Source organism: Bartonella sp. AA97HXZ (assembly GCF_042196985.1).
Lineage (GTDB): Bacteria > Pseudomonadota > Alphaproteobacteria > Rhizobiales > Rhizobiaceae > Bartonella.
On sequence record NZ_JBHIRC010000035.1, the window covers coordinates 1 to 5,416 of the forward strand.

The following is a 5,416-nucleotide window of genomic DNA, read 5'->3' on the forward strand; positions in this document are numbered from 1 at the left end:
GATAAGGTCACTCAGATCATTTGCTTTTGGAAAAAAGTTCCTTGATGAGAATGCCATAAAAAGAGTTTTGCGTGGTTGTCTTAAAGACTTCAAAAGAGATTTCTTTATTGTTTTATGCTGTTGTTTTTAACCAAAGGATTCCATTCATACCGTCTATCAGGACGCCGACCTAATTCATTCCCCTCTATAGGAAATTCACGAATATAGTTACAACGACATAAAAGCTCTAAAGCTTGCTTAACGGCTCCATTGTCTTTTAAAGATCTCCAACACCGTCTATAGATATCTCTTGCCGTAAAAACATTGGGTAAAAGATCACAGCGCTCTACAATTAATTTTGCACGCTCTGCTGTTAATGTATCATTCGCCGCATAAAGACGTTTTGCATGACTTATCAGATATTCTTCCCAATATAAGGCTCTCTCAAGGGCATCTCTATTGATTTCAAAACGCCCCCCTTCACTCAATTCAAAAATCAATGCAAGGGTTGGTATGGTTTTATTCATTTTCAAAAGATGCGCTTGTAAACTTGATGAGAAATGACCTCCTTTGATTGTTCTTTGAAAATTTTCCCACCATACACGAAACATTTCTTGAGCTTCAGCAGAAAAGCGTATGGTAATAGGGTGTTTTGGTGATCCTAATGGTTTATTATAAAGAGAACGAAAAATTTCTTGATAACTTTCCCATGCCTTTTGATTGGGAGGTCTATCAACCCATAACCGCTCTTTTCGTTCATCGGGCCACACCAGCATTTGAAACCGTTGCAATAAGCCGTCATTATTTGTTCCATGGTGCATTGCTTGAATAATGGGAATAATCCGTGAAGGTTGAATGCCCCCAATAATGGAAATGGTTGCATTGGGAATAAAAATGGTTCCACGTCCTATACGGTCATAGGTGTATGATTTTTTGCCATTAAAAGCTGTTAGATAGAAAGAACGGTCTGATTGATATTCCTTCCGTTCCAAATCGGATAAAAAACCAGATAATTCATCACGAACCAACAATAAACCACGGGGGTTTTCTTTTAAAAGTTCCCCAAGCTTTTCAACGGTCACATCATTGACAATAAAACGAGAGACATCCTCATCACGCGTATTGTCTTTAGAGAGGGTTTCAGACAAAAGAGCACGGGCTGTTTCAAGATCTCCTTTTTTATTGCTTTAATACATAATGCATGGCTAAAAATAAACTAGCTGAATATTAATGATTACAACTTCAGGTATAGAAAATGCTAAACGAAATGATAAAAAACACGACCGGAATTTACTCACAACAACAGAAACGTATTTTAGTCACAGGAGGCGCTCGCGGCATCGGTAAAGCAATTGTTCTAAACTTATTGAAAAATGGTCATAAGGTAGCAAGTGCAGACATCATTGACATAGAACTACCAACCTCCATCGATACGGCAAGCTTATGTAAATTGATTGTTGATATCCGCGATAAAGAAGCCATTGACTCTTCTGTCCATAAGGTTATCTCAGAATTTGGTGGCTTGATGTCTTAGTTAATGTAGCAGGCATTTGTTATAGTGGCGATCCAGAAACAATTGATGCTCAAGAATGTGCTGAAACATTTGATGTGAATATTAAAGGAATGTTCTATATAACAGCTGCTACTTTACCCTATCTAAAAAAGGAAATTCGCACCGATATTATAAATATTTCATCCATATGGGGTGTAGAATACAATCCTTCTTTAATTTCATATTCTTCTTCTAAATTTGCTGTAGAGGGCTATACTGGTGGGTTGCGCTTATGGGGAATGCCACAAAATATTCGTGTTTGTTCAATCCAAGTTGATAAAGTTAATACGGATTTTCGTCGCAATTTTAAAGGATTCCCAGAGATACCTCCAGAGAATCTTGCCAAAATGCTTCACCCAGATGACATTGCTTCCGCGGTCAACTTTATTCTTTCCTCATCTAATACCGCACAAATTTCTTCTATACTACCGCACAAATTTCTTCTATACGTCTCGATGCTCCACTTTGGTATCAAGTATAAGGATCTATCCAATGAAAATCACGCCCAGAATAGCTCTTGTCTTAACCCTCGTAGGAACCTTTTTTTGGGGTTCCAATTTCCAAGCCACTAAGATAGCTTTAACGACTGTTTCTCCATGGACAGCTTCTTTTGAGCGGTTTCTCATTGCCGTAATCGCCATATTTTTAATTATGATTTTCAAAGAAGGCTTGCGGTGGCATGTTTTATCGCAAAATTTTATTTCTTATATTTTCCTAGGGATTATCGGTGTGGCAGGGTTTAATGGCGCTTTATTTGTTGGCTTGCAAACGTCAAATCCCATAACAGCCTCCCTCATCATGGCGACAACCCCTATTAGTGCTAATATTATTGAAGCTATCATGAATAAATCTTTCCCAACCTGTGAGAGGGTTATAGGGATGCTCATTAGCATGTTCGGGGTCTATTTAGTCATAACAAATGGGAGATTTTTGTCTAACCATGTTTCCTTTGCCAAAGGAGATATTATGATTCTTTTAGGTTCCATTGGTTGGGCGTTCTATACCGTGGGCACGCGGTCATTTGTCAAGAACGCAACCCCGCTTGAAACAACAAGCTGGACGATGCTCTCTGGCACCGTCGCCCTTGGCGTCCTAACCTTTTTATTCGAATCCCCTCTTCAAGAAACGATGTCTATGTCCGGCGCTAGTTTATTCGCACTCCTTTGGATGGGGGTTGCAGGATCAGTTTTAGCCTACCTATTTTGGAATATTGGAATAGCGATCCGAGGTCCGGGTAAGACGGCGATATTTTTCAATTTTGTACCTATTTCAGCCTTATTGGTGCAAATCCTGTTCGGCTTCATCCCTCAAATCATGCAAATCATAGGCGTTTTTATTACGATTTTTGGAGTTCTAATCGGACAAGGCTATATATTCAGCTTACTAGGATCTAGAAAAGCCGTTCCCAATGCGCATAAAGAGTAATATACTTTTTAAGATGAATGGAAATTGGCGTGTTATTTTTCGCTTTATCGGAACAGATGTGGAGCTTGTTGATTATCAAGATTACCATTGATGAAAGGAATGAAAACAAATGACGCATAACCCCGCCCATTCTAGTGAAGTTCTAAAAGTAGCTTTTTTAGAAGAAATGGGGATAACAATACAAAAATTAGCGTATCGTCTTTATATAACAAAATACGTATTTATTGTCAAATAATATTTTATCTTTTTTGATATTTTTTTGTATTTTTTAAATACGTTGTGTATTGATAATATCTTATGATTATGAATTGCTTCTTTTATATTTATATGCGTTTAAAGCTATATTATGGGCTTTATGAAACGATTGCGTTATGTTTTGAATCTATACATCTATAATATTTAAAAAGGCTCTCATAATGCGTATTTTTATCTTTATAATCTATCAGTTTTTTTACTAAATGAATTTAAATTTTTTTGTGAATTTTGTTTATAATACATTTAAAATTTAATAGCCTCTTATAGGTGCTCTCTTTATAATCAATGCGTTCATTTACAGTTTAGTTATTTGAAGCTGCTGTTTTTACGCATTTTCTATAGCTGTTATATGCTTTATAGCCATGGCATCATTTTTCATTTTCATAAGAGAAATGATAAATAGGATATATGATAATTGCGATTTATTGTCTGTTATGAAAACACTTATGAAAACATCTCAATAGAAACTGATCATTATAGAGATGAGCAAAATCCCTTTTAATAAACTTTTGTCATTTTTGTCAGTTCTTTTTAGAACCTATATCATTTTTTTTAAATGAGAGAAAATTAAAATCATTATATTTCAATAAGTTAAGTTTTATGAATTTTTCAAAATACAACTTATTAAAACAGCCATAACAAATAAATACAACTGTAAATATATATTTGTCAGTTTATGTCAGTACATTGAATCGACAAAAGTGATCATTTAGTGAATGATTAAAACATGTCTTATGAAAAGCATATAATCTTTTAAAGCCTTTCAAAAGAAAGGGATTATAATCATAATAAATGCTATCAAGACCATTATGGTTATGAGTTTTAGAGGTGCTTTTTACGCCCCTTTTATATATTTTTTTCAATAAAAAAATAAAAGTTATTATATTTCAATAAGTTAATTTTTATCAATTTTTCAAAAAACAACCTATATCAATAATACAACCTATAAATTCAACTAATGCTCTATGTTTTGTAAGGGTTTTGGGGGGTAGAAACATTCAAAACCTATAAGTAATATAAGAAAATGAATATACATAACCCTCTTTAAACAAAGCTTTTGAAAAGGATAAAGCACTCATTTTAGATTACGGTTTAATCTTTTAAAGGCAATCCAAATAAGAGTATCTAAAAGTGCAAGTTTCTTCTTTTTAGAATAACGCATACAAACACTCCTTTTAAAGATTGTATCTAATCAACTTAACAAAAGAGGTATAGATTATGGTTATAAGCTCTATACCCCTTATGCGTTTATCATACCCATTATATGAGCATCTTTATAAGTTATTCAGTTTCTCTTATTTCTAATTTTGGTAAGTTCTTAACAATTTTCATTGTTTCTAAACTTACGGTAATAACCCTCTGAAATAACTCTAGAGGGTAGGCAGGGTTGCCAATGGTTTCAACAGCATAACGATTGGCATCATTAACAATGCCACTCTTTTTATCAGTCTTAACACATTGACGCCCCATAACCCATTCAAGAGCGGATTTACCATTAACGATATACTCACAAGCGTCAAGAGGGATATCTGTTATTGTGATATTGTTATTATAAATAACAGTGGTTTTATCTTTCTCTTTACCTGCTTTTGCGAATTTCATTTCAGTCACGTAATAGAATTTTTCTGGATTAGAGATCTCTGTAACTTTTGGATTACCTTTTTTAAAGGTTACGGGATAAGGTTTTACAGTTTCATAATTCACGTGCAAATGATCCAGTTCACGCCCTGTTACAACAGAGTTCCGTTTTCGTATAAGGGGTTTAATTATCTTCAAAAGAATTAAAATGAAGCTTATTAAATCCATTTTGAATGAATTGAGAAAAAATGCAGAAAAATGCTAAAAAAGCCGATAATTTTTTCAAAAGAGTTTTTAAATGCTGTTTATCCACAGCCCATGAGAGAGATCAGATCAGCAAAATAGTGAAATTTGCTGTTTATTTTATGGAAAAAGACAAATGAAGCATGTGCTTTTAAAATATCATAATGATTATTTTGATAGATTTTATGAGTCACTAAAATAATCTAGTTTGTTAGTTCAATTTACAGACACAAACTGACAAATATATATTATTGATTGTATTTAAGGTTGTATTGTCGATATAGGTTGTATCGTTAAAATACTAACCTATTGAAATATAATGTTTTTAATTTTCTCTCATTTAAAAAAAATAATATAGGAGCTAGAATGAACTGACAAGACTGA

General features: G+C 33.8%; 2 protein-coding genes and 4 pseudogenes. 4 read left to right on the forward strand and 2 right to left on the reverse strand.

All coding sequences use genetic code 11. The features are described from left to right. Positions 1–104: 104 nt before the first annotated feature. Positions 105–1,160: pseudogene (locus ACFINE_RS09065) on the reverse strand (DUF3987 domain-containing protein); the annotation flags it as partial. 86 nt (positions 1,161–1,246) lie between these two features. Between ACFINE_RS09065 and ACFINE_RS09070 the strand changes: the two are divergent. The 4 genes and pseudogenes from ACFINE_RS09070 (at position 1,247) to ACFINE_RS09085 (ending at position 3,191) form a co-directional block, all read left to right on the forward strand. Continuing rightward, positions 1,247–2,103 (forward strand): annotated as a pseudogene (locus tag ACFINE_RS09070) (SDR family oxidoreductase). After that, a complete protein-coding gene (locus ACFINE_RS09075; RefSeq protein ID WP_375621810.1) occupies positions 2,024–2,956 on the forward strand; it encodes a DMT family transporter in 933 nt (310 codons plus the stop codon). Before ACFINE_RS09070 ends, ACFINE_RS09075 begins: the two are co-directional and overlap by 80 nt. A 13-nt stretch (positions 2,957–2,969) precedes the next feature. Further along, positions 2,970–3,047, forward strand: a pseudogene (locus ACFINE_RS09080) (Killer protein); the annotation flags it as partial. An 18-nt stretch (positions 3,048–3,065) separates the two neighbouring features. Further along, on the forward strand, positions 3,066–3,191 hold the full coding sequence (locus ACFINE_RS09085; protein WP_375621811.1) for a hypothetical protein: 126 nt from the start codon (positions 3,066–3,068) through the stop codon (positions 3,189–3,191). Positions 3,192–4,492: 1,301 nt separating this feature from the next. On the opposite strand, the pseudogene ACFINE_RS09090 reads toward ACFINE_RS09085, so the two are convergent. Further along, a pseudogene (locus ACFINE_RS09090) lies at positions 4,493–4,948 on the reverse strand (type ISP restriction/modification enzyme); the annotation flags it as partial. Positions 4,949–5,416 lie beyond the last annotated feature (468 nt).